Annotated in this window: 19 protein-coding genes; 11 read left to right on the top strand and 8 right to left on the bottom strand. The window is 72.1% G+C overall.

The genetic code is table 11. From position 1 onward, the window contains the following. Positions 1 to 156 precede the first annotated feature (156 nt). Positions 157 to 1,929, bottom strand: coding sequence for an acetyl/propionyl/methylcrotonyl-CoA carboxylase subunit alpha (locus tag ACF07N_RS09220; protein WP_383324683.1), 1,773 nt, complete (start codon positions 1,927 to 1,929; stop codon positions 157 to 159). Positions 1,930 to 2,265: 336 nt separating this feature from the next. Between ACF07N_RS09220 and ACF07N_RS09215 the strand changes: the two genes are divergently transcribed. Then, positions 2,266 to 2,700, top strand: a complete 435-nt coding sequence (locus ACF07N_RS09215) for a hypothetical protein (protein WP_392110191.1) — start codon at positions 2,266 to 2,268, stop codon at positions 2,698 to 2,700. Here ACF07N_RS09215 and ACF07N_RS09210 read toward each other — a convergent pair. The 4 genes from ACF07N_RS09210 to ACF07N_RS09195 all read right to left on the bottom strand — a co-directional run bounded on the left by ACF07N_RS09210 (position 2,669) and on the right by ACF07N_RS09195 (position 5,384). Continuing rightward, positions 2,669 to 3,289, bottom strand: coding sequence for a Maf family protein (locus tag ACF07N_RS09210; RefSeq protein ID WP_392110188.1), 621 nt, complete (start codon positions 3,287 to 3,289; stop codon positions 2,669 to 2,671). The two genes, ACF07N_RS09215 and ACF07N_RS09210, sit on opposite strands and share 32 nt — an antisense overlap. Positions 3,290 to 3,320: 31 nt before the next feature. After that, entirely contained in the window at positions 3,321 to 3,449 is a 129-nt protein-coding gene (gene mmpB / locus ACF07N_RS09205) for a morphogenic membrane protein MmpB (RefSeq protein WP_094054986.1), read from the bottom strand. A gap of 105 nt (positions 3,450 to 3,554) precedes the next feature. Beyond that, a complete protein-coding gene (locus ACF07N_RS09200; RefSeq protein ID WP_392110184.1) occupies positions 3,555 to 3,764 on the bottom strand; it encodes an acyl-CoA carboxylase epsilon subunit in 210 nt (69 codons plus the stop codon). Between the two features lie 15 nt (positions 3,765 to 3,779). Then, positions 3,780 to 5,384 (bottom strand): acyl-CoA carboxylase subunit beta, encoded by a 1,605-nt coding sequence (locus ACF07N_RS09195; protein WP_392110181.1) that lies wholly within the window; start codon positions 5,382 to 5,384, stop codon positions 3,780 to 3,782. Between the two features lie 110 nt (positions 5,385 to 5,494). Between ACF07N_RS09195 and ACF07N_RS09190 the strand changes: the two genes are divergently transcribed. Beyond that, positions 5,495 to 6,361: a biotin--[acetyl-CoA-carboxylase] ligase gene (locus ACF07N_RS09190; RefSeq protein WP_383324667.1), complete on the top strand. Its 867-nt coding sequence runs from the start codon at positions 5,495 to 5,497 to the stop codon at positions 6,359 to 6,361. A 152-nt stretch (positions 6,362 to 6,513) separates the two neighbouring features. Beyond that, positions 6,514 to 7,620 carry an adenylate/guanylate cyclase domain-containing protein gene (locus ACF07N_RS09185; protein ID WP_383324664.1) on the top strand — a complete coding sequence of 369 codons (1,107 nt, stop codon included), beginning with the start codon at positions 6,514 to 6,516 and terminating at the stop codon, positions 7,618 to 7,620. Between the two features lie 24 nt (positions 7,621 to 7,644). Here the strand turns inward: ACF07N_RS09185 and ACF07N_RS09180 are convergent, their stop codons facing one another. Further along, positions 7,645 to 8,349: a hypothetical protein gene (locus ACF07N_RS09180; RefSeq protein ID WP_392110177.1), complete on the bottom strand. Its 705-nt coding sequence runs from the start codon at positions 8,347 to 8,349 to the stop codon at positions 7,645 to 7,647. Between the two features lie 213 nt (positions 8,350 to 8,562). Between ACF07N_RS09180 and ACF07N_RS09175 the strand changes: the two genes are divergently transcribed. From ACF07N_RS09175 to hutH, 3 genes are all read left to right on the top strand, one after another. Next, positions 8,563 to 9,363 carry an enoyl-CoA hydratase/isomerase family protein gene (locus ACF07N_RS09175; protein ID WP_383337150.1) on the top strand — a complete coding sequence of 267 codons (801 nt, stop codon included), beginning with the start codon at positions 8,563 to 8,565 and terminating at the stop codon, positions 9,361 to 9,363. 114 nt (positions 9,364 to 9,477) lie between these two features. After that, entirely contained in the window at positions 9,478 to 10,626 is a 1,149-nt protein-coding gene (locus ACF07N_RS09170; protein WP_383324655.1) for a diguanylate cyclase domain-containing protein, read from the top strand. A gap of 114 nt (positions 10,627 to 10,740) precedes the next feature. Then, entirely contained in the window at positions 10,741 to 12,279 is a 1,539-nt protein-coding gene (gene hutH / locus ACF07N_RS09165; protein ID WP_392111098.1) for a histidine ammonia-lyase, read from the top strand. A gap of 77 nt (positions 12,280 to 12,356) precedes the next feature. Here the strand turns inward: hutH and ACF07N_RS09160 are convergent, their stop codons facing one another. After that, positions 12,357 to 12,671, bottom strand: coding sequence for a hypothetical protein (locus ACF07N_RS09160; protein ID WP_383324653.1), 315 nt, complete (start codon positions 12,669 to 12,671; stop codon positions 12,357 to 12,359). Positions 12,672 to 12,780: 109 nt separating this feature from the next. Here ACF07N_RS09160 and ACF07N_RS09155 point away from each other — a divergent pair, with 109 nt between their 5' ends. The 5 genes from ACF07N_RS09155 to ACF07N_RS09135 all read left to right on the top strand — a co-directional run bounded on the left by ACF07N_RS09155 (position 12,781) and on the right by ACF07N_RS09135 (position 20,478). Continuing rightward, positions 12,781 to 13,113 (top strand): hypothetical protein, encoded by a 333-nt coding sequence (locus tag ACF07N_RS09155; RefSeq protein WP_383337152.1) that lies wholly within the window; start codon positions 12,781 to 12,783, stop codon positions 13,111 to 13,113. A gap of 261 nt (positions 13,114 to 13,374) precedes the next feature. Then, the gene (locus ACF07N_RS09150; RefSeq protein ID WP_392110172.1) at positions 13,375 to 14,625 is read left to right on the top strand and encodes an Ig-like domain-containing protein; all 1,251 of its coding nucleotides are present in this window, start codon (positions 13,375 to 13,377) and stop codon (positions 14,623 to 14,625) included. 158 nt (positions 14,626 to 14,783) lie between these two features. Continuing rightward, entirely contained in the window at positions 14,784 to 16,232 is a 1,449-nt protein-coding gene (locus tag ACF07N_RS09145; protein ID WP_392110169.1) for an ABC transporter permease, read from the top strand. Between the two features lie 52 nt (positions 16,233 to 16,284). Continuing rightward, positions 16,285 to 16,968 (top strand): ABC transporter ATP-binding protein, encoded by a 684-nt coding sequence (locus ACF07N_RS09140; RefSeq protein WP_392110166.1) that lies wholly within the window; start codon positions 16,285 to 16,287, stop codon positions 16,966 to 16,968. 195 nt (positions 16,969 to 17,163) lie between these two features. After that, on the top strand, positions 17,164 to 20,478 hold the full coding sequence (locus ACF07N_RS09135; protein ID WP_392110163.1) for a S8 family serine peptidase: 3,315 nt from the start codon (positions 17,164 to 17,166) through the stop codon (positions 20,476 to 20,478). A gap of 62 nt (positions 20,479 to 20,540) precedes the next feature. Here ACF07N_RS09135 and ACF07N_RS09130 read toward each other — a convergent pair whose 3' ends face one another. Further along, on the bottom strand, positions 20,541 to 21,449 hold the full coding sequence (locus tag ACF07N_RS09130; RefSeq protein WP_392111095.1) for a helix-turn-helix domain-containing protein: 909 nt from the start codon (positions 21,447 to 21,449) through the stop codon (positions 20,541 to 20,543). Positions 21,450 to 21,550 lie beyond the last annotated feature (101 nt).

The raw sequence follows: 21,550 nt of genomic DNA, 5'->3' as shown, positions 1-21,550 counted from the left end.
GCCCACCCGTGCCGCCCCTGGGGGTGCCTCCCAGGCCGTTCAGGCACTGGGGGAGGCACGATTGCCCGCAGCTCGGTGGCATGACTGCCTGCGGTTGAGACGCCTACGGCGCGGTCCCCCTGGGGGGCCGCGCCGTAGGCGATGTGCTCGGGTGCGTCAGTCCTTGATCTCGCAGATCGCCGCGCCCGACGTCACCGACGCGCCGATGTCCGCCGACAGGCCCTTGATCGTGCCGGACTTGTGCGCGTTGAGGGGCTGTTCCATCTTCATGGCCTCCAGGACGACGACCAGGTCGCCTTCCTTGACCTCCTGGCCCTCCTCGACCGCGACCTTGACGATGGTGCCCTGCATCGGGGAGGCGAGCGTGTCGCCGGAGGCGACGGGGCCCGACTTCTTCGCCGCGCGGCGCTTGGGCTTGGCGCCCGCCGCGAGACCCGTGCGGGCCAGGGACATGCCCAGCGAGGACGGCAGGGACACCTCCAGGCGCTTGCCACCGACCTCGACGACCACCGTCTCGCGGCCCGGCTCCTCGTCCGCCTCGGCGTCGGCCGGTGCGGTGAAGGGCTTGATCTCGTTGACGAACTCGGTCTCGATCCAGCGGGTGTGGACCGTGAACGGGTCCGACGAGCCGGTCAGCTCGGGCGCGAACGCCGGGTCCTTCACCACCGCGCGGTGGAACGGGATGGCCGTGGCCATGCCCTCGACCTGGAACTCCTCCAGGGCGCGCGCGGCCCGCTCCAGGGCCTCCTTGCGGGTGCGGCCCGTGACGATCAGCTTCGCCAGCAGGGAGTCCCACGCCGGGCCGATGACCGAGCCGGACTCCACGCCCGCGTCCAGCCGGACACCCGGGCCGGACGGCGGGGCGAACGTGGTGACGGTGCCGGGCGCGGGCAGGAAGTTGCGGCCCGGGTCCTCGCCGTTGATACGGAACTCGAACGAGTGACCCCGCAGCTCCGGGTCGCCGTACCCGAGCTCCTCGCCGTCGGCGATGCGGAACATCTCGCGCACGAGGTCGATGCCGGCGACCTCCTCGGTGACCGGGTGCTCCACCTGGAGGCGGGTGTTGACCTCCAGGAAGGAGATCGTGCCGTCCATGCCGACGAGGAACTCGACCGTGCCGGCGCCGACGTAGCCGGCCTCCTTCAGGATCGCCTTCGACGCGCGGTACAGCTCGGCGACCTGCTTCTCCGAGAGGAACGGCGCGGGCGCCTCCTCGACCAGCTTCTGGTGGCGGCGCTGCAGGGAGCAGTCACGGGTGGAGACGACCACGACGTTGCCGTGCTGGTCGGCCAGGCATTGGGTCTCGACGTGGCGGGGCTTGTCGAGGTAGCGCTCGACGAAGCACTCGCCGCGGCCGAAGGCCGCCACGGCCTCACGGACGGCCGAGTCGTACAGCTCCGGGACCTCTTCCAGCGTGCGCGCGACCTTCAGGCCGCGGCCGCCGCCGCCGAACGCCGCCTTGATGGCGATGGGCAGACCGTGCTCCTCGGCGAAGGCGACGACCTCGTCGGCGCCGGACACCGGGTCGGGCGTGCCGGCGACCAGGGGAGCGCCGGCGCGCTGGGCGATGTGCCGGGCGGCGACCTTGTCGCCGAGGTCGCGGATGGCCTGCGGCGGCGGGCCGATCCAGATCAGGCCCGCGTCCAGCACCGCCTGGGCGAACTCGGCGTTCTCGGAGAGGAAGCCGTAGCCGGGGTGGATCGCGTCCGCGCCGGACTCCCGGGCGGCCTTCAGCACCTTCTCGATGTCGAGGTAGCTGGTTCCCGGGGTGTCACCGCCCAGGGCGAACGCCTCATCCGCGGCGCGGACATGCAGAGCGTCCCGGTCCGGGTCGGCGTAGACGGCCACGCTCGCGATCCCGGCGTCCCGGCAGGCCCGGGCCACGCGGACAGCGATTTCGCCACGGTTGGCGATGAGCACCTTGCGCACGATTGAGGCTCCCTCCTTGAAACAAGCCGAGTTTAGGGACTGCCGACACGGCACTTCGACCCGTCCCCAGTGGTGAGCTTGCCCACACGGAGCGTGATGCGAGGCTCGCTCGACCCGCGAAATCCCTTGTCGCACCGCAGAACGCAGTGCTCCTCCGGGAAACCCTAGCCGTCCCCTGTGGTCAAGGTCTCTGTCATCACGTGCTGCGGGCCACTCCGTTTCTTTGTGGAGTCCCTACGAATGGCCCAATGATTCTTTGCCCGCCACCGGACCCTTGTCCCTGGGTTTACCCGTTAGTAGCCTTCGCGCTGTCCCGAACGGAAGAGGGTGGGCGCGGTGGTGCGCAGGCCGGTGGCGTGGGTCGTGGCGGTGGTGCTGTTCGCCGAGGCGTTCGGCATCGCGGCGCTCAACTGGTTCCTGGGGGTCGTCGTCGACCGCCAGGACATGTCGCTGGCCGGGCTCGACCCGCACATGATGTCGGTGTCGTCGAAGATCGGCGGGATCGCCTTCGGCCTCTACTTCGCCCTGTGCGGCCTGGTCGCGCTGCTCGTGGCGGTGCGCGACCGGCCCCCGGCGGGCTTCGGGCGGGTGCTGCTGATCAGCGCGGCGGTCGTGCACGCGCTGCTGGGCGCCTTCACCTGGGGGTTGGTCGGCTGGCCGGCGTTCCTGTTCATGGTGCTGGTGCTCGCCGCGATCGTGCTGCTGCTGATGACCTACGACCGCCCGGCCGGCTCCCCGGTCACTTCTCCGGCGGCGCCCACAACTCCGTGATGCCGACGCCCAGTTCCGCCAGCAGCCGGCGGACCAGGGGCAGGCTGATGCCGATGACGTTGCCGTGGTCGCCGTCGATGCCGTCGATGAACGGGGCCGAGCGGCCGTCCAGGGTGAACGCCCCGGCGACGTAGAGGGGTTCGCCGGAGGCCACGTAGGCGGCGATCTCCTCGTCGGTGGGCTCACCGAAGTGGACCACCGTGGACGCCGTGGCGGAGACGTAGCGGCCGGTCCGCGTGTCGTAGACGCAGTGGCCGGTCTGCAGGGTGCCGGCGCGGCCGCGCATGTTCTTCCAGCGGGCGGTGGCCTCCTCGGCGTCGGCGGGCTTGCCGAGGGCCCGGCCGTCCAGGTCGAGCACGGAGTCGCAGCCGATCACCAGGGCACCCTTGACGTCCGGACGGGCCGCGACGACCGAGGCCTTCGCCTCGGCGAGGGCGAGCGCCAGGTCGGCGGGGGTGGGGGCGGTGACGGCGTCCTCGTCGACCCCGCTCACGATCACCTCGGGGGCGAGACCGGCCTGGCGCAGCAGGCCGAGCCGGGCGGGGGACTGGGAGGCGAGGACGAGTCGGCGGCGCGGCTGATCTGTCATGCGTTCAGCGTATCGGCGGTGCGGGACTCCCTCACCTCACACCGATCACGAGCATCACCAGCACCATGGCCAGGGCCAGGAGAACGCTCAGCCGCCGCAGCATGCCCTGCATGTCCCGCAGTTCCTCGGGCGGTTCGTTCTCGGGGTCGGACCACAGCATGAGTCCAGCGTGCGGCCTGGCGGGGCGGGGCGCCTGAGTAGGGGTACTCAAATCGGCGCCCCGCCTTGATTGCGCCGTGCGCGGTTTCCCCGCGCGCCTGAGATCTCAGGCCGGCCAGTACGTACGGCCCCAGGCCGACGGCCCCGGCCGGGGCAGGCGGTGGGCGGCGACACGGGAGGGGTCGGACCAGGAGTCGCGGGGCGTCGGCGCGCCGGGCGGCGTGGCGGCCGCCGCCGCGGCGCGGGCCCTCACCACCGCCAGGGCGGCGGCCAGCTCCTCCGGGGTCGGGTTGCCCCGTACGACCTTGATCGTCATATGGGCTCCTGGTGGCTAGAGGGGGATGTTGCCGTGCTTCTTCGGAGGTAGGGATTCCCGCTTGGTGCGCAGTTGACGCAGGCCCCGCACGACGTGCCGGCGGGTCTCGGACGGCAGGATCACCGCGTCGACGTAACCGCGCTCGGCCGCGACGTAGGGGTTGAGGAGGGTGTCCTCGTACTCCTGGATCAGCCGGGCCCGCACCGCCTCCAGGTCCTCGCCGTTCGCCTCGGCCTCCGCGAGGGTGCGGCGGTGCAGGATGTTCACCGCGCCCTGGGCGCCCATGACGGCGATCTGGGCGGTGGGCCAGGCGAGGTTGAGGTCCGCGCCCAGGTGCTTGGAGCCCATGACGTCGTAGGCGCCGCCGAAGGCCTTGCGGGTGATGACCGTGATGAGCGGGACGGTCGCCTCGGCGTAGGCGTAGATCAGCTTGGCGCCGCGGCGGATGATGCCGTCGTGCTCCTGGTCCACGCCCGGCAGGAAGCCGGGGACGTCGACGAAGGTGAGCACCGGGACGTTGAAGGCGTCGCAGGTCCGCACGAAGCGGGCCGCCTTCTCGCTGGCCTTGATGTCCAGGCAGCCGGCGAACTGCATCGGCTGGTTGGCGACCACACCGACCGGCCGGCCCTCGACCCGGCCGAAGCCGGTGACGATGTTCGGCGCGTACAGCGGCTGCGTCTCGAAGAACTCGGCGTCGTCCAGGACGTGCTCGATCACCGCGTGCATGTCGTACGGCTGGTTCGCGCTGTCCGGGACGATCGTGTCCAGCTCGCGGTCCTCGTCCGTGACCTCCAGGTCCGCCTCCTCGGGGAAGGAGGGCGGCTCGGAGAGGTTGTTGGACGGCAGGTACGACAGCAGCTGCTTGACGTACTCGATCGCGTCCTTCTCGTCGCCCGCCATGTGGTGGGCCACGCCCGAGGTCGCGTTGTGGGTGCGGGCGCCGCCCAGCTCCTCGAAGCCGACGTCCTCGCCGGTGACGGTCTTGATGACGTCGGGGCCGGTGATGAACATGTGCGAGGTCTGGTCGACCATGACCGTGAAGTCGGTGATGGCCGGGGAGTAGACCGCGCCGCCCGCGCACGGCCCGACGACCAGACTGATCTGCGGGATGACGCCGGAGGCGTGGGTGTTGCGGCGGAAGATCTCGCCGTAGGCGCCGAGGGAGGCGACACCCTCCTGGATGCGGGCGCCACCGGAGTCGTTGATGCCGATGACCGGGCAGCCGGTCTTCAGCGCGAAGTCCATGACCTTGACGATCTTCTGCCCGTAGACCTCGCCCAGCGCGCCGCCGAAGACGGTGAAGTCCTGCGAGAACACGGCGACCGGGCGGCCGTCGACGGTGCCGTACCCGGTGACGACGCCGTCGCCGTAGGGGCGGTTCCTGTCGAGGCCGAAGTTGGTGGAGCGGTGCCGGGCGAACTCGTCGAGCTCGACGAACGAGCCCTCGTCGAGCAGGAGCTCGATCCGCTCACGGGCCGTCAGCTTGCCCTTGGCGTGCTGCTTCTCCACGGCGCGTGCGGAGCCGGCGTGCGTCGCCTCGTCGATGCGGCGCTTCAGATCCGCGAGTTTGCCCGCGGTCGTGTGAATGTCAGGCTGCTGCTGCTCTTCCGGCTCGGACATCGGGATGCGGCTCCCTGCCTGCTCAAAAGGGGGGACGGTTACTCATCCGTAGAGTAGTGGGGGCCCTCCACATCGGCAGTGCGGCGTTTACCACACCTAGGGTGGCTTGCATGACGCCGCGAGATGCATCAGAGCCCAACGGAAGCCGCTGGTCCGATTTGGACCGGCCGCCCCTCAACGTCACCGCCCTGCGCCGGGGCCTGGTGCGGGAGGGAGGGCTGTGGTCGGGGGTGGAGGTCGTCCAGCGCACCGGCTCGACCAACTCCGACCTGGTCTCCCGGGCGGCCGGGGGTGAGGCCGTGGAGGGGGCCGTACTGGTCGCCGAGGAGCAGACCGCCGGGCGCGGGCGTCTCGACCGGCAGTGGACCGCGCCCGCGCGCTCCGGCCTCTTCTTCTCCGTGCTGCTCACGCCGGGCGAGGTGCCGGTGGCCCGCTGGGGGTGGCTGCCGCTGCTCACGGGGGTGGCGGTGGCGACGGGGCTGGCGCGGGCGGCGGGCGTCGACACGGCGCTGAAGTGGCCGAACGACCTGCTGGTCACCGTGGGGGGCGAGGAGCGCAAGGCCGGCGGGATCCTCGCCGAGCGGGCCGGTGACGACGGAGTCGTGATCGGGGTGGGCATCAACGTCACCCTGAAGGCGGACGAGCTGCCGGTGCCGACGGCGGGGTCGCTGGCCCTGGCCGGGGCCGTGAGCACGGACCGGGACCCGCTGCTGCGCGGTGTGCTGCGCTCCCTGGAGGAGTGGTACGGCAAGTGGCGCGCGGCCGGGGGCGACCCGGGCGTGAGCGGGTTGCAGGAGGCATATGCCGCCGGGTGCGCGACGCTCGGGAGGGTGGTGCGGGCGGAGTTGCCGGGGGACCGGGCCGTGGTCGGGGAAGCGGTGGCCGTGGACGGGGACGGACGGCTGGTGCTGGCGACGGAGGAAGGGGTGCAGGAGCCGGTGGGCGCCGGGGACATCGTGCACCTGAGGCCGGCGTGAGCTGAGGCAGGGAGGCGGCGCGGACGTCGCGTTTCCTGCGACGCCGGGCGCCTCACCCATCGGCTGAACCTGACGGAGTGAGCTGGCGCACACCTGCCGTAGAGTTGAGGCCGGTCGATACATGACCGTGACAGATCGGAAGGGCAGCACGCGTGACCGTCGACGACTCGGGCTCCGGCACGGACGCGCAGGGCGCCGACCCCGGCGAGGATCCGCTCGCCCTGCGGCTGGAACAGCTCATCCTGGGTGCCGAGCGCCGCTACACCCCTTTCCAGGCGGCTCGCAGCGCCGGCGTCTCCATGGAACTGGCCTCCCGCTTCTGGCGGGCCATGGGATTCGCCGACATCGGCCAGGCCAAGGCGCTGACCGAGGCCGACGTCCTCGCGCTGCGGCGCCTGGCGGGCCTGGTCGAGGCCGGGCTGCTGAGCGAGGCGATGGCCGTCCAGGTGGCCCGCTCCACCGGGCAGACCACCGCGCGGCTCGCCGAGTGGCAGATCGACTCCTTCCTGGAGGGCCTGACCGAGCCGCCCGAGCCGGGCATGACCCGCACCGAGGTGACCTACCCGATCGTCGAGCTGCTCCTGCCGGAGCTGGAGGAGTTCCTGGTCTACGTCTGGCGGCGGCAGCTCGCGGCCTCGGCCGGACGGGTCGTGCAGGCCGCCGACGACGAGGAGATGGTCGACCGGCGGCTGGCCGTCGGCTTCGCCGACCTGGTCGGATTCACGCGGCTGACCCGCCGGATGGAGGAGGAGGAGCTCGGCGAGCTGGTCGAGGCCTTCGAGACCACGGCCGCCGACCTGGTGGCCGCCAACGGCGGACGGCTGATCAAGACGCTCGGCGACGAGGTGCTGTACGCCGCCGACGACGCGGGCACGGCCGCCGAGATCGCCCTGCGGCTGATCGAGACGATGGCGCACGACGAGACGATGCCGGAACTGCGCGTCGGCATGGCGTTCGGCACGGTCACCACCCGAATGGGTGATGTCTTCGGCACGACCGTGAACCTGGCCTCCCGGCTCACCTCGATAGCGCCGAAGGACGCCGTCCTCGTCGACTCCGCGTTCGCCGAGGAGCTGATCCGCACGCAGGACGCCCCGGCCTCCGAGGCGGAGGCGGCCGAGGAGGCCGCCGCGGCGGAGAAGGAGGGCGAGGAGCCGCCGTCGTACCGGTTCGCGCTGCAGCCGATGTGGCAGCGGCCGGTGCGCGGGCTCGGCGTGGTCGAGCCCTGGCTGCTCACGCGGCGCGACGCGGCGCCGTAGCCGCTCGGTGCGCCGTCCGGGGCCTCAGCGGAGGCCGGCCGGCGAGTCCACGCACAGGCCGATGACCGGCACGCACAGATCCGGATCCTGCGGCGGGCGCGGCTCGTCCGGCTCGTCGGGCCGCTCCGGCGCGGGTGCCGCGGTGGGGGTGCCCCGACTCGGCGGTGCGGGCGCGGTCGGTGCCGGGCGCGGGCCCTCGCCCCGGGGCGGGGCAGCCGGGGGGTCCGCCGGGCCGGGCCGGGCCGTGGTGCCGGGCCGGGTGGCCGTGGTCGTGGCCGGGTCCGGGACCCGGCCGGATCCGGCGGCCGGGGCGGTCCCGGAGGGCTGTGCGGCCCGGGTGACCGGTGACGGGGTGAGGCCGCCGAGGGCCGTGGGCGACGAAGGGCTCGCCCCGGGCCCGGCCGGAGGGGCCGCCGCCCGGCCGGGGGAGTCGTCCGTGCCGGAGACGACCGGGTCCGGGCGCGGCCCGGCCTCGACGGTGCCGACGCCGTCGGAGCCGGCTCCCGACGTCAGGCGTACGAGGCTCAGGGCGCCCGCGGCCAGGGCGAGGCCACCGGCGGCGAGCAGGACCTTGCGGGGGCGGGGCTTGCGGTGACGGCCGCGGGGGCGTGGGGCGCAGGGGCCGGTTCCCGCCGGGGACGGCTCGTGGGGCGCGGCGGGCTCCCGCCGGCCGGGCCGTGTGGCCCTGGTGTCCTGCTGCGGCCTCGCCGGCGTGTCCGTCGTCCCCATGGTTCCTCCCCGATGCGCACGCACCCCCTGTGCGCCATGGCGGACGCACGTTATGCGCTCCCTTGGGCGGTGGGGGCGGAGTTGGGGGGATGTCACTCGAACGGGTGGACGGGCCGAGGTGGGAACCGGTCGCGTCCGCTCTTTCACGGGCGGGGTGCGGCTGCGATGATCTGAGCGTCGGATCTTGTTAACCCGCGTTAACCGGAGGGTGTCATGAGTGAGGAACGGTTCGGGGAGTTCGTGCTGGTGCGGCGGCACGGGCCGGGGCATGTCGCGGAGCTCGTCCTCGACCGCCCCAAGGCCATGAACGCGGTGTCCACGGAGATGGCGCGGTCGATCTCCGGGGCGTGCGCGGCGCTGGGGGAGGACCGGGACGTGCGGGCGGTCGTCCTGACCTCGACGCACGAGCGGGCCTTCTGCGTGGGGGCCGACCTGAAGGAGCGCAACGCGTTCAGCGACGCGGATCTGCTGCGGCAGCGGCCCGTGACCCGCGGGGCGTACACCGGCGTGCTGGAGCTGCCGGTGCCGACGGTCGCCGCGGTGCACGGTTTCGCGCTGGGCGGGGGCTTCGAACTGGCGCTGGCGTGCGACGTGATCGTGGCGGACCGGACGGCCGTGGTGGGGCTGCCCGAGGTGTCGGTCGGGGTGATCCCCGGCGGCGGCGGGACGCAGTTGCTGCCGCGCCGGGTCGGGGCGGCACGGGCCGCCGAGCTGATCTTCTCCGCACGGCGGGTGGAGGCCGCGGAGGCGGGCGAGTTGGGGCTGGTGGACCACGTGGTGGAGGAGGGGCGCGACCGGGAGGAGGCGCTGGCCCTGGCCACCCGGATCGCCGGCAACTCGCCGGTGGGCCTGCGGGCGGCGAAGCGGGCCCTGCGCCTGGGGCAGGGGCTGGACCTGCGGGCCGGGCTGGAGGTCGAGGACGCGGCGTGGCGGGCCACGGCCTTCTCCGGGGACCGGGCGGAGGGCGTCGCCGCGTTCAACGAACGCCGCAAGCCGGAGTGGCCCGGGGAGTAGGGGCCGGGGGCGGGCCGGTGGCTGTGAACACCGCCCGTCCCGTGTGAACCCCCGGCTCTCCCCGTTCGCCCCGTCAACAGAACGGATTGGCCGAAAACTCCCTAGCCTGGGGTGATGGGTGAGGACAGACGGCTGGCGGCCGTCGTCGCGTTGGCTCAGGGGATGGCGGCCGCGCACGGACTGCGTGAGGCGTGGCGTGCGGCGGCCTCGGGGGCCTGCCGGGCGCTGGGCGGCAGCTTCGCGGCACTGTCGGTCTGGGAGCGGGAGCTCGGGCGGCTGAAGGTCCTGGTGAACGTCGGGGAGCTGGCCGAGGGCGAGGAGGAGTTCCCGGAGGACGAGGCCTACCCGGTGCACCAGTTCGCCGAGATCACCGAGTTCCTGCACGAGCAGTGGGCGGGCGGCGGCGAGCCCGACGCGTGGGTGGAGACGGCCGAGGGGCCCGCCGCGGGGCAGCCCGGGTACTGCCACCAGCGGGTGGCGGCCCTGCGGCGGCGCGGCCGCGGCTGCTGTGTCGTCGCGCCGATCGTGCTGCACGGCAGGGCCTGGGGCGAGCTGTACGTGGCCCGGCCGGTGGGCGAGCCCGTCTTCGGGCGGGCCGACGCCGACTTCGCCACCGTCCTGGCCTCCGTCGTGGCCGCCGGCATCGCCCAGACCGAGCGTCTGGAGGAGGCCCGGCGGCTCGCCTTCACCGACTCCCTCACCGGGCTCGCCAACCGCCGTGCCGTCGACGTACGCCTGGAACAGGCCATCGAGCGGCACCGCAGGGAGGGCGCCGTCGTCAGCCTCGTCGTCTGCGATCTGAACGGGCTCAAGCGGGTCAACGACACCCACGGGCACGCGGCGGGCGACCGGCTCCTGGAGCGGTTCGGCTCGGTGCTGTCGCTGTGCGGGGCCATGCTGCCCGGGGCGCTCGCGGCGCGGCTCGGCGGGGACGAGTTCTGCCTGCTGGCGGTGGGGCCGCCCGCGGACCAGGTCGTCAAGGCGGCCGGGGAACTGTGCCGCAGGGCGGCGGAGTTGGAGCTCGGGGACGGTGTGGCGTGCGGTGTCGCCTCCACCGAGGACCCGATCGGGACCGTACGGTCGGCCCGCCGGCTCTTCCGGCTCGCCGACGCCGCCCAGTACCGGGCCAAGGCCGAGCGGGCCGGCCGCCCGGTCGTCGCCGGGCGGGCCGGGCCCGACGACCCCGTGGTGCGGCTCGCGGACGAGCCGTCCCGGGAGGCGGGCGGCGAGCGCCGGCGCTTCCGCGGCCGGCACGCGCCCTGACGACCGCCCGGAGGTTCCGGCGGCCCCGGGCGGTGTGACGCATTCGGTAAGGGGCGAACGCCGTCCCCAGTGGTGACATCATCGAATTCACTGCGTACGCTCCTGAATATGGATATGCACACTGTGGTGGTGGGGACGTCCGGGGTCACCGCGTCCGACGTGCTCGCCGTGGCGCGCGGCGGCGCCCGCGTCGAGCTCTCCGAGGAGGCCCTGGCCGCCCTCGCCGCGGCCCGCGAGATCGTGGACGCGCTGGCGGCCAAGCCCGACCCCGTGTACGGCGTGAGCACCGGCTTCGGCGCCCTGGCGACCCGGCACATCAGCCCCGGGCTGCGCGCGCAGCTCCAGCGCAACATCGTCCGCTCGCACGCCGCCGGCATGGGCCCCCGGGTCGAGCGCGAGGTCGTGCGCGCCCTGATGTTCCTGCGTCTGAAGACCGTCTGCTCCGGGCACACCGGCGTGCGCCCCGAGGTCGCGCGGACCATGGCCGGCCTGCTCAACGCCGGGATCACCCCGGTCGTGCACGAGTACGGCTCCCTCGGCTGCTCCGGCGACCTCGCCCCGCTGTCCCACTGCGCGCTCGCGCTCATGGGCGAGGGCGACGCCGAGGGCCCCGACGGCACCGTGCGCCCGGCCGCCGAACTGCTCGCCGCCCACGGCATCCAGCCGGTCGAACTGCGCGAGAAGGAGGGGCTCGCCCTCCTCAACGGCACCGACGGCATGCTCGGCATGCTGGTCATGGCCCTGGCCGACCTGGACAGGCTCTACCGCTCCGCCGACGTCACGGCCGCGCTGTCGCTGGAGGCGCTGCTCGGCACCGACAAGGTCCTCGCCCCCGAGCTGCACGCCATCCGGCCGCACCCGGGCCAGGCCGCCAGCGCCGCCAACATGCTGGCCGTGCTGAAGGGTTCGGGTCTGACCGGCCATCACCAGGACGACGCCCCGCGCGTCCAGGACGCCTACTCGGTGCGCTGCGCCCCGCAGGTGGCCGGGGCCGGGCGGGACACCCTGGCCCACGCCCGGCTGGTCGCCGAGCGGGAGCTGGCCTCGGCCGTGGACAACCCCGTCGTGCTGCCCGACGGCCGGGTGGAGTCCAACGGCAACTTCCACGGGGCGCCCGTCGCCTACGTGCTCGACTTCCTCGCCATCGCCGCCGCCGACCTCGGCTCCATCGCCGAGCGGCGCACCGACCGGCTGCTCGACAAGAACCGCAGCCACGGCCTGCCGCCGTTCCTCGCCGACGACGCCGGTGTGGACTCGGGCCTGATGATCGCCCAGTACACGCAGGCCGCGCTGGTGAGCGAGTTGAAGCGGCTCGCCGTGCCGGCGTCCGCCGACTCGATCCCGTCCTCGGCGATGCAGGAGGACCACGTGTCCATGGGCTGGTCGGCGGCGCGCAAACTGCGCACGGCCGTCGACAACCTCACCCGCGTCCTCGCCGTCGAGCTGTACGCCGCCACCCGCGCCATCGAACTGCGCGAGGGGCTGACCCCGGCGCCCGCCACTCAGGCGGTGATCGACGCCGCGCGGGAGGCGGGGGTCCGTGGTCCCGGCCCGGACCGGTACCTGGCGCCCGACCTGGCCGCCGCGGACGCGTTCGTGCGCGACGGGCGGCTGCTCGCGGCGGTGGAGACGGTCACCGGCCCGCTCCGGTAGCGGGGCGGGCGGGAGGAGGGCCCTGCCGCCGGGCGGGGCCCTTCAGCCGTGCCCCGCCCTCCGGAGGCCAAGTGCGGTCACAGGCCGAGGCGTTCCCGGCGGACCGAGTACACGACGAACCCGGCGCCCAGCGTCAGGCAGAAGGTCCCGCCGATCACGTACGGCGTGCTGTCGAAGCTTCCGGTGTCGGCGAGGCGGGTGCCCGGCACGGAGGCGTCCGCGCTCGTGGCGGCGATCCGCGCCTGCTCCGTGACCTGCGGCGACGGGCTCGTCGAGACCGCGTCTCTCACCGGCGAGTCCGACGTCGCGTTGGCGGACGGAACGAACCACAGGGCGCCCAGCAGGGTCGCCGCTGCGGTGGCGGTCAGCAACGGACGGCGAGCGGATGACACGGAATATCGATCCCCTTGAGACGTCGGCGAATTGGCCGTGTGGGGCGATGTTAGTGAAAGGCGCGGGTCACGGGAAAGTCACAGGAGGCCTTGGCCGTACGCTCCCGCCATGAGCACTCCAGAGACATCACGATTCGTCCGGCTTCGGGTGGAACTCGTCGTCGAGATCGACGACCCCGACGCGGTCACCAAGTCCGCGCTGAGCCGGATCTCCGGCGACGCCGGGATGCCGGAGGCGGAGCGGGCCCACGCCGAGGGCGCTGTGACGGAAGACACCGCCGAGGCCCTCGCCTACCTCGTCGATCCGTTCGACCTGGTCAGTGAGGTGCCGGGGGTCGAGCTGCAGCAGGCCTCCTGGAGCAGCGAGCGGATCGACTACGACCCCGACGCACCGGACTGGGACCTCGACGAGGATGATGGCGACGACGACAGCGACGGCTGACCGCGCGGGAATCTCCTGACCCCGGGCGGCAACCGCCGCCCGGGGTCCGCGCGTCTCATGCCGCGCACGACCCCACCCGTCCCGCCGGCCCCGTCCGTCACGGACGTGGTGATCCCCACACCTGCGCCGCCTGGGGAACCGGACGATCCGGTCGTAGCGTTGAACGTTCCGGACGGGGACTCACACGTCCCGACGGGGGCACTTGGTCGGTGACGGGGGACTCGGGGTTTTGGGGAAATCGCAACGATGGAGAAGCGTGTGATGACGGTCAGTAAGCGGCGCAGGGGCCTGACGGTCGCGTCCGCACTGCTCGGCGGAGTGCTGGTGCTCTCGGCCTGTTCCGGCGGCGACGACAGCGCCTCCGGCGGCGACGGCGGCGACAGCTCCCAGTCGAAGGTCGACGAGGCCGCGGCCAAGAAGACCTCCGAGGCCCAGATCAAGATCACGCCCAAGGACGGCTCGAACAACGCCTCGATCAACAACTCGGCCACCGTCACCGTGAGCAAGGGCACGCTCACGGCCGTGAAGATGACGACCACCGACGGCACCGAGGTCAGCGGTCAGATATCCGCCGACAAGAAGAGCTGGAAGCCCAGCACGCAGCTGGAGCGGTCCACCACCTACAAGCTGGCGGCGGAGGCCAAGGACTCCGACGGGCGCGTCGCCCACGAGAACGCCTCCTTCACCACGGTCTCCCCGGCCAACAGCTTCATCGGCAACTTCACCCCGGACGACGGCACCACCGTCGGCGTCGGCATGCCGGTCTCGATCAACTTCGACAAGGCGATCACCAACAAGGCAGCCGTCCAGAAGGGCGTCACGGTCAGCACGACCAGCGGCCAGGAGGTCGCCTGCCACTGGTTCAGCGCCAACCGCATGGACTGCCGTCCCGAGGACTACTGGAAGGAAGGCTCCACCGTCACGCTGAAGCTCGCGCTCGACGGCGTCGAGGGCGCCGAGGGCGTCTACGGCGTCCAGCAGAAGACGGTCACCTTCAAGATCGGCCGGAACCAGATCTCCTACGTCGACGCGAAGACCAAGCAGATGAAGGTCACGCAGGACGGCAAGGTCGTCCGGACGATCCCGATCTCCGCGGGCTCGCCGGAGAACAAGACCTACGAGGGCGTCATGGTGATGTCCGAGAAGTTCAAGGAGACGCGCATGAACGGCGCGACCGTGGGCTTCACGGACGACGACGGCAAGGGCGAGTACGACATCAAGGACGTGCCGCACGCCATCCGTCTCTCCAGCTCCGGCACGTTCATCCACGGCAACTACTGGGGCGCGAAGTCCATCTTCGGCAACGCGAACACCAGCCACGGCTGCGTCGGCCTCCAGGACGCCAAGGGCGCGGACGACCCGAACACGCCGGGCGCCTGGTTCTTCGACAACTCGATCCTCGGTGACGTGGTCGTCGTCGAGAACACCGGCGACAAGACCATCGCGCCGGACAACGGCCTCAACGGCTGGAACATGAACTGGGCCGACTGGAAGGCCGGTTCGGCCGTCTGACGGTCCTCAGGCGGCACACCGGGAAGCCGCCGCCCGCCCTCTCGCCGGGGGTGGGCGGCGGCTTCCGGCCTTTGCCGGCGGCGCCTTCCGCGCCGCTTCTCATCCGGCTCTTATGCGCGGCTCAAGCGCTCATCACGGACCGTCCCTAGCTTGCCGCCATGTTCTTCACCTATCTGAGGCGCGAGTTGCGCCGCCGCAGAAAGGCGGCTCTCGTCGTCGCCTCCGGACTCGCGCTGGGCATCGCGCTGGTCATCGTCGTCACCTCCGTCTCCGCCGGCATGGGCAAGGCGCAGGACAAGGTCCTCCAGTCGCTCTACGGGCTGGGCACGGACATGACCGTCACCAAGGCCGCGGCACCGGCCGCCGACGGCACCGAGCGGCCCCGCTTCCGCTTCGACGCGCAGGACGACGGCTCCGGCGGCGAGCAGAGCAGCGACCGCGTCATGGTGCAGGGCTTCCAGACACTGGCGGCCTCGACCGTGGACCGGGTGGCCGCGCAGAGCGGGGTCGCGGACGCGGTGGGCGGGCTGAGCCTCCAGGTCGTCAAGGTCAGCGGCGAGTTCACCCGCGGCCGCGTCCAGCAGGACGGCAGCGGCGGCCAGGGGGGCGGTCCGGGCGGGGCGCAGCCCTCGCCGCAGGGCCGGGTCGAGGGCGGCGGCGCCGACTTCGACGTCAACAGCTACTCCGTCTACGGCACCGACGTCACCGAGCCGGCCCTCGGCCCGCTCACCTCCTCCCGGATCACCAGCGGCCGCGCCTTCGCGGCGGACGAGACCGGCGCCGAGGTCGCCGTGGCCGACGCGGCGTACGCCAAGGAGAAGAAGCTCAGGACCGGGTCCACGGTCACCGTCAAGGACACGAAGTTCACGGTCGTCGGCATCGCCACGGCCGACAGCGGGGACGCCGCCGCCGACCTCTACATCCCGCTGAAGCAGGCCCAGACGCTGGCCGACGCGAAGGACAAGGTCACCACGATCTATGTGAAGGCCACCGACTCGCAGCGGATCGAGAGCGTCAAGGCCACGGTCCGGAAGAACATCCCGGGGACGACGGTGACCACCTCCGCCGACCTCGCGGACACCGTCTCCGGCTCCCTGTCCACCGCCTCCTCCCTCGCCGCGAGCGTGGGCACGTGGCTGTCGGTCGTGGTGCTCGTGGCCGCGTTCCTCGTGGCGGGCCTGCTGACGTCCTCGGCGGTCTCCCGCCGGGTCCGCGAGTTCGGCACGCTCAAGGCGCTGGGGTGGACGTCGGGCCGGGTGACCCGGCAGGTGGTCGGCGAGGCGGTCGTCAACGGCCTGGCCGGCGGAGCGCTGGGCATCGCGCTCGGGCTGGCGGGCGCGTACGCCGTGACGGCCGTGAGCCCCACGCTGGAGGCGCAGCTGGGCGGGAGCGGTGCCGCCGCTGGCGGCCTCGGGGGCTTCCGGGCCGGGCCGGGCGGACCGGCGGCGCAGCGGACGCTCGACATCGCCCTCACCGCACCGGTCAGCCCGGCGACCATCGCCCTCGCGGTCGGCCTGGCGGTGACGGGCGGTCTGGTCGCCGGCGCGTTCGGCGGCTGGCGCGCCTCACGGCTGCGCCCCGCGGACGCCCTGCGGCGCGTCGAGTAACGCCCCCCACCCCCGCCGCACCCGAAGCCAGCACCAGGACCAGGAGTTCCGCGTGTACGAACTGACCGCCGTCACCAAGCACTACACCCGTTCCAGGGAGACCGTGCAGGCCCTCGACGGCATCGACCTCACCATCCCCGACGGCGACCGCCTGGTCATCCAGGGCCCGACCGGCGGCGGCAAATCCACCCTGCTGCAGATGCTCGGCGGCCTGGACCGCCCCACGTCCGGCCGGATCGTCCTCGACGGCACGGATCTCGCCGCCCTGCCGGAGGCGCGACTCACCCGTGTGCGGAGCGAGAGCATCGGTTTCGTCTTCCAGTCCTTCAACCTGATCCCGACGCTCACCGCGCAGGAAAACGTCGAAACGGCTCTCGTCCCGCTCGGCGTCAAGCCGAAACAGCGGCGCGAACAAGCCGCGGAGGCACTGAATTCGGTCGGCCTGGGCGAACGCCTCTCCCATCTGCCCGGCGAGATGTCCGGCGGTCAGCAGCAGCGCGTGGCCATCGCCCGTGCCCTGGTGAAGAAACCGAAGGTCCTGCTCGCCGACGAACCCACCGGCAATCTCGACGAGTCGATGCGCGACGAGGTCATGGACGTGCTCGAGCGCATGTGGGAGGAGTTCGGGCTGACTTTCGTCATGGTGACCCACGACTCGGCCCTCGCGAAGAAGGCCCCGCGCCTGGCGACCCTCCGCAGGGGCCGAATCTCCGTCAAGGAGAACACTCGTGCATAACACCGCGATCGTGTAACGGAGTTCCGGCGGCCGTGTAACAGTCGGCCGACGAATTTCTTACTCTCCTCTCATCTGTTGAGTGCCTGATCACCCCTCGGCATACTTCGTGATCCGGGGGGTGTGCGCGCATGCGTACGAGACCACCCCCGGCCGGGTGAACGGGGAATTCGCCCGGTACTTCTGCAAGGGGGAAACTTGCGCAGACAAGTGAAAAGGGCGTACGCGGCCACGGTCGCCACAGCGGCAGCCGTGGCCCTCGCGGCGGGCATGACCAGCCCGGCGTCGGCCGACGGCGAGCGGACGGCCGCCGCCGCCAAGCGTGCCTCGCTCACCGCCAAGCACCACATCACGCTCATCACCGGTGACCGGGTCTCCCTGGACGCCAAGGGCCGCGTGGTCGGCCTGGAGCGGGCCAAGGGCCGTGAGGACATACCCGTCCAGGTCCGCAAGATCGACGGCCACACCCTGGTGATCCCGGCCGACGCGGCCCGTCTCGTCGCCTCGGGCAAGCTCGACCAGCGTCTCTTCGACGTCACCGAGCTCAACAAGTCCGCGACCCGCAAGGCCCAGAAGAAGGGCCTGAAGGTCATCGTCGGCTACCGGGGCAGCGCCGCGGCCACCAAGGCCGAGGTCCGTGACGCGGGCACCCTGCGCCACACGCTGAAGACCCTGAACGCCGACGCGGTCCAGACGCCGCAGGGGGAGACCCCCGAGCTCTGGGACGCCGTCACCAACGGCGACAAGACCGCCTCCGGCATCGCGCACGTCTGGCTCGACGGCGTCCGCAAGGCCACCCTCCACAAGTCCGTCCCGCAGATCGGCGCCCCCAAGGCCTGGGCGGCCGGCTACGACGGCAAGGGCGTCAAGATCGCCGTCCTGGACACCGGGGTCGACGGCACGCACGCCGACCTCAAGGGCCAGGTCGTCGCTGCCAAGAACTTCTCCGCCGCGCCCGACACCACCGACAAGGTCGGCCACGGCACGCACGTCGCCTCCATCGCGGCCGGCACCGGCGCGAAGTCCGGCGGCACGTACAAGGGCGTCGCGCCCGGCGCGAAGATCCTCAACGGCAAGGTTCTCGACGACGCCGGATACGGCAGCGACTCCGAGATCGTCGCCGGCATGGAGTGGGCCGCCGCGCAGGGCGCCGACGTCATCAACATGAGCCTGGGCGGCCTGGACACGCCTGAGATCGACCCGATGGAAGCGGTGGTGAACAAGCTCTCCGAGGAGAAGGGCGTCCTGTTCGCCATCGCCGCCGGCAACGAGGGCGACTTCGGCGAGCAGACCGTCGGCTCCCCGGGCAGCGCCGCCGCGGCCCTGACCGTCGGCGCCGTCGACCACAAGGACGTGCTGGCGGACTTCTCCAGCCGCGGCCCCGGCACGGACGGTGCCCTCAAGCCCGACGTGACCGCGCCCGGCGTGGACATCACCGCGGCCTCCGCCCCGGGCAACCTGATAGCCCAGGACGTCGGCGAGAAGCCGGCCGGCTACATGACCATCTCCGGTACGTCGATGGCGACCCCGCACGTCGCGGGCGCGGCGGCGATCCTCAAGCAGCAGCACCCCGAGTGGAAGTACACCGAGCTCAAGGGCGCCCTCACCGGCTCCACCAAGGGCGGCACGTACACGCCGTTCCAGCAGGGCTCGGGCCGCATCCAGGTCGACAAGGCCGTCAAGCAGACGGTCATCGCCGAGCCGGTGTCGGTGAGCTTCGGCATTCAGCAGTGGCCGCACACCGACGACAAGCCGGTCACCAAGGAGCTGACGTACCGCAACCTCGGTACGAAGGACGTCACGCTGAAGCTGACGTCGACCGCCACCAACCCGAAGGGCCAGGCCGCCCCGGCCGGCTTCTTCAAGCTCGGCGCCACCTCGGTGACCGTCCCGGCCGGCGGCAAGGCCTCCGTCCCCTTCACCGTCGACACCAGGCTGGGCGGCACCCTCGACGGCGCCTACTCCTCGTACGTGACGGCGACGGGAGGCGGCCAGACGGTCCGCACGGCGGCGGCGGTGCAGCGCGAGGTGGAGTCGTACGACGTCACGCTGAAGCACATCGGCCGGGACGGCAAGCCGACGGCCGGCTACACCACCGAGGCCGCGGGCTACACGGGCCTGGGCAAGGAGCGTTCCTACACGGCGCCGGGAACGCCCTCGGGTGAGGTCACCCTGCGCCTGCCCAAGGGCTCGTACCTGCTCAACAGCCTGATCGCCGAGGACGTCGACGGCTGGGCGGGCGGCGTCGACTGGCTGGTCCAGCCCAAGCTGGCCGTCACCAAGAACACCACGGTGACCATCGACGCCCGCAAGACCCAGTCGGCCGACATCACGGTCCCGGACGCGCAGGCCAAGCCGCTGTCCGCGATGGTCGACTACTCCTACGACACAGCCGGCACGGGGCTCGGCCTGAGCGTCGGCGAGTTCGCCGACCTGCGCATGGCCCACCTCGGTCCGGAGGTGTCCGGGCTGAGCCAGACCTGGAGCGGGCAGTGGACCAAGGGCGACAGCGCCGAGTACGACGTCGTCACCTCCGCCAAGGTCAAGAAGATCCAGGGTGCCAAGGTCCGGCACTTCAAGGCGAGCGAACTCGCCACCGTGAAGCACAACATGGGTGCGGCGGCGTCCGGCAAGACCGGTGACGTGTGGACGATGGGCGAGCTGCCCGACACGGTGACCTTCGGTGTCCCGGTGGAGCAGAAGCTGCCGAGCGCGCGCACCATGTACCTGTCGACCTCGGACAAGGTCCAGTGGGCGTTCGACTTCACGCAGTACGGGGGCAAGGACGCGGACGGCAATCCGATCCCCGACGCCGGCTACTCGGTCTACCCGCAGACGTACAAGGCCGGCCAGAAGTACACCAAGACCATCAACACGGCGGTCTTCGGTCCGCGCCTGAACGACCAGTTCGGCATCTTCCGCAACGGCAACGCCCTCTACGGCTCGCTGCCACTGTTCGCCGACGGCTCCGGCCACGCGGGCTCGTCCGAGTTCACGTCGGCCGCGACGACCCTCTATCGCAACGGCACCAAGATCGGCTCCAACACCGACCCGCTGTACGGCGAGGAGTTCCGGGTCCCGGCCGGTGACGCCGAGTACAAGCTGACCACGTCGGTCAAGCGCAGCGTCAAGGTCGCGGCGGCCTCCACCCGCATCGACGCCAGCTGGACCTTCCGTTCCAAGAAGCCGTCCGGTGACCGGCTCGTGCAGCTGCCCGCCTCCACGGTCCGCTTCCAGGCCAAGACCGGCCTGGACAGCCGCGTCGAGGCCGGCAAGCAGGTGACCGTCCCGGTCACCGTCGAGGGCGCCGCCAAGGGCAGCAACCTCAAGTCGCTGTCGGTGTACGTGTCCTACGACTACGGCAAGACCTGGAAGAAGCTCGCCGTCAAGAAGGGCAAGGTCTCCTTCAAGAACCCGGCGAAGGGGAAGGCCGTCTCCTTCCACGCCAAGATCGCCGACAAGAAGGGCAACAAGTCGACGATCTCGATCTACAACGCCTACTACGGCAAGTAGGCCGCAGGGCCCGCTGGTGAGCGGCCCGCCGGGAGCTTCGCCCCCGGCGGGCCGTTCCGCGTCTACGGGGCCGGGCTCCCGGCCCCCGCCCGCGTCGCGTCCGCCCCCCAGCTCGCCAGCAGCCGCAGGGCCTCCGCCGAGCTGGTGCCGGGCTCGGCGTGGTAGGTGACCAGGGACTGTTCGGCGTCGTCGACCAGGCGGAACGTCTCGAACGACAGCGTCAGGTCACCGACCAGGGGGTGCCGCAGGCGCTTGACGCCGAAGCTCTTCTCCTTGACGTCGTGCGCGGCCCACAGGCGGCGGAACTCCTCGCTCTTCACCGACAGCTCGCCCACCAGCGCCGACAGCTGCGGGTCGTCCGGGTGGCAGCCCGCGTCCATGCGCAGGTAGCCGACGATGTCGGCCGCCTTCTGCTCCCACTCGACGAACAGCTCGCGGTACTCGGGCCGCAGGAACACCATCCGCGCCCAGTTGCGCTCCTGCGCCGGCAGCTGCGCCCAGTCGCCGAAGAGGGCCGCCGCCATCGGGTTCCAGGCCAGGACGTCCGAGCGGCGCCCGACGACGTACGCCGGGACGCTGTCGATCGAGTCCAGCAGGTGCCGCAGCGCCTGCCGCACCTGCCGGCTGCGCGCCACCGGCTTCTTCTTGTGCTGCTTCGGCTTCGCCAGGTGCGTCAGGTGCGCGTGCTCGGCGTCGTTCAGCCGCAGGGCGCGCGCGATGGCGTCCAGCACCTCTGCCGAGACGTTGTGGCCGTTGCCCTGCTCCAGCCGCGTGTAGTACGCCACGGACACCCCGGCCAGCTGCGCCAGCTCCTCCCGGCGCAGCCCCGGAACCCGCCGCCGGCCGAAGTCGGGCAGCCCGACGTCCTCCGGCTTCAGCCGGGCCCGCCGGGTGCGCAGGAACTCGCTGAGCTCGGCGCGCCGGTCCAGGCCGCCTGCGGCCGTCTGTGCGGGTTCGGGCTGTTCGTACACCATGCTGTCCAGTATCACCGGTCGTACGCACACGAGCCTGACCCTGCCGGTGGTACGCACGCTGTGCGTACGCAAAACCGTGGTCTGGGTGAGGCTCCGGG

It is taken from the genome of Streptomyces sp. NPDC015242, assembly GCF_043079125.1.
GTDB lineage: Bacteria > Actinomycetota > Actinomycetes > Streptomycetales > Streptomycetaceae > Streptomyces.
The sequence above is the reverse complement of the archived record's forward strand: the minus strand, read 5'-3'. Positions and strand labels throughout refer to the sequence as shown.